This is a genomic window from Roseivivax sp. CAU 1753 (assembly GCF_054482575.1).
On record NZ_JBTLRF010000007.1, the window covers coordinates 164,102 to 166,940 of the forward strand.

A 2,839-nucleotide genomic window follows, 5' to 3' on the forward strand; every position below is an offset into this window, starting at 1 on the left:
GCCCACATAACCGGTACCGATCATCGCGATTTTCATGAAAGCCCATCCTGTTCGTCGTAAATCCGTTGCAGGCCTGCATGGGGCAGGGGGTCGCATGTGTCAATTGCGGGGCAGGGGCGCGCGGCCGTCTTGTTTGTCTTTCAAAGGATCGGGCAGGAGACGGCGCGCCTGCGCCCGTTTTGCAACCTCTGAGCAAAATAATTGCATGCTTTTCGGCCCCAGGACGAAGCCGCTCGCGCGGCAATGGCGCCCGTGGCCGGTGTTCGGAATTGATCGCCATCCTGTGCATTTGGGAATGTGGGCAGCTGTCTGTCGATTGAGACCTCTCAATCGACAGACAGGAGGTTCCTATGACCCAAGAGAGGATTTCGCCGCTGCGGGCGCGGATGATCGAAGACATGCGCATCCGGGGGATGGGCGAGAAGGCTCATATCCGGGCCGTCAAGGATTTCGCCCAGTTCCTTGGGCATTCGCCGGATACCGCCACTCCGGAGGAATTGCGCGCCTGCCAACTGCACATGACCGACACCGGGGTCACGGCCAGCACGTTCAATGTGCGGATCGTGGCGCTGCGGTTCTTCTTCGGGATGGCCTGCGGGTGCGAGAACATGAAGCGTTACATGCAGTTCCGCACGCAGCCGCGGAAGTTGCCCCTGGTGTTCAGCGTCGAGGAGGTGTCCGACATCCTGATGGCGGCGCCCGGACCCGGCCTGAAGTGTCGCGCGGCGCTCAGCATCTCATACGGTGCGGGGCTGCGGGCGTCCGAGGTTTGCAACCTGAAGATCGGCGACATCGACAGCGACCGGATGCTGATCCATGTCGAGCAAGGCAAGGGACGGAAGGACCGCAAGGTGATGCTGTCCCCTGGCTTGCTGAACCTGCTGCGTGACTGGTGGCGCGAGGCTCGGCCCGAGGGCTGGTTGTTCCCGGGCAAGCCGAAGATCAATCCGATCTCACCTCGGCAGCTGAACCGGGCCTTTACCTCGGCCAAGCACATGGCCGGGATCAGCAAGCCGACGACGCTGCACACACTCAGGCACAGCTTTGCGCCGCACCTGCTCGAGGCCAACACGGATGTGCGTGTGATCCAGGTCCTGTTCGGCCATGCCAAGCTGACGACGACGGCGCAATACACCCATGTCGCGACCAAAACGATCCGCGATACGGTCAGCCCCTATGAGATGCTGGCCAAGCTGCAGGACCAGACCGTGAAGCGAAGTCTCGAGTGAGCGGGCACCGGGGTGCCCCGGCCGAAGCTGGAGATCGCTGACATCTTTCGCGCCAATGGTCCTGCGTGGCAGCAGGCTAATGCAGGGCATGTCAGCCTGACCCAGCTCAGGGCTAATTCGGCTATAGAGACCTGCCGGACCGAGGCGCTCGGTGGGCATGTGGCCGGGTGCGCCAAGTGCGGCCACCATCACATCGCCTACAATTCTTGCAAGAACCGGCATTGCCCGAAGTGCCAGGGGTCGGCGGCGCGCGACTGGATGGCCGCGCGCGCCGAGGACCTTCTGCCCGTCGAGTATTTCCACGTGGTCTTCACCATCCCGGCGGAGATCGCGCAGATTGCCTTCTGGAACAAAAAGGCCGTCTATGGCCTGCTGTTCAGGGCCACCGCCGAAGCGGTGATGACCATTGCGGCCGACCCCAAGCGGCTTGGGGCACGGATCGGGATGACCAGTGTTCTGTACACTTGGGGGTCGGCGTCGTGCTGCAAGCACGCCTTTGGCGTGACCCCACCACCCACACATCCACACGATCGTGCCGGGCGGTGGCCTTGCACCGGACGGCACCCGGTGGGTCGCCTGCAAGCCCGGGTTCTTCCTACATGTGCGAGTGCTGTAGCGCCTGTTCCGGCGCTTGTTCCTCGACGGGCTACTGGCGCTGCATAGCGCCGGTGAATTGACCTTCTACGGCAAACTCGAACGGCTGAAACAGGCGAATGCCTTTGCCGCCTGGCTCACACCGTTCCGCAGATCCGAATGGGACGTCTACGCCAAACCGCCCTTTGGCAGGCCTGAAGCCGTGCTGGCCTACTTGAGCCGATACACCCACCGCGTGGCGATCTCGAACCATCGCCTGGTCAGCGCGGACGCCGTGACTGTTGCATTTCGATGGAAGAACTACCGCATCAAACGCGGTGATCGGCAAACGGTCATGCGCCTGGCCACTCCCGAATTCATCCGCCGATTCCTGATGTACGTCCTCCCAGATGGGTTCCACCGCATCCGGCACTAAGGCCTACTGGCCGGAGCGACCCGCAAGGCCAATATCAACAGGATCCGTGAGCGGCTCAACGTCCCGATGCGCATCGTCGAGGTATTCCGCCCAGGCCAGAAACCGATGTCGCGTGCATCACCACGGGAGCAGGCCGCATGACGAACCGCCCGTCAATGTCACAAACACAACTCTGGATCGGTTACCCGTCCCGGATGGCTCCGGGCTTGCCCCGAGTCGCATGCAGCCCGCGAACCGCCGATCAAATGCGCCGCACGAGGCCGATTTCATCACCAGCACAGATCAGGATGCCCTTGGAGGCCATCGATTTCCTTCGAGCCGTCAGTTTCGCTCCACCGTCGCAGGAAACCTCAGCTCACTTTCTCCATAGACAGCGCCTGGCCACCGCGGCTTCCACCTTGGGAGGATTTCAAACGAGGGCCGACGAAGCGCCACGCGGCACCGTTGCACCACGGCCCGCATCGAAAATCCTTCACCCAACCCGTCTTTGGGTAATGTATTCCCGCATGGCAAAAGTTAGACTTCCGCAAAAGACGAGGAGCAGTCATGAAAAATAAAGTCTCGAAGGCCATCTTCCCCGTTGCCGGGCTGGGCACGCGTT

Annotated in this window: 2 protein-coding genes and 1 pseudogene; 2 read left to right on the forward strand and 1 reads right to left on the reverse strand. The window is 62.0% G+C overall.

The features are described from left to right. Nucleotides 1-350 precede the first annotated feature (350 nt). Both ACXYMN_RS15410 and ACXYMN_RS15415 read left to right on the forward strand, forming a co-directional pair. Complete coding sequence (locus ACXYMN_RS15410; protein ID WP_459014612.1) at nucleotides 351-1,229, forward strand: tyrosine-type recombinase/integrase; 879 nt, start codon at nucleotides 351-353, stop codon at nucleotides 1,227-1,229. Between the two features lie 12 nt (nucleotides 1,230-1,241). Further along, a pseudogene (locus ACXYMN_RS15415) lies at nucleotides 1,242-2,379 on the forward strand (IS91 family transposase). 209 nt (nucleotides 2,380-2,588) lie between these two features. On the opposite strand, the gene ACXYMN_RS15420 reads toward ACXYMN_RS15415, so the two are convergent. Then, nucleotides 2,589-2,839 (reverse strand): hypothetical protein (locus tag ACXYMN_RS15420; RefSeq protein ID WP_459014613.1); only part of this gene is annotated, 251 nt, incomplete at its 5' end.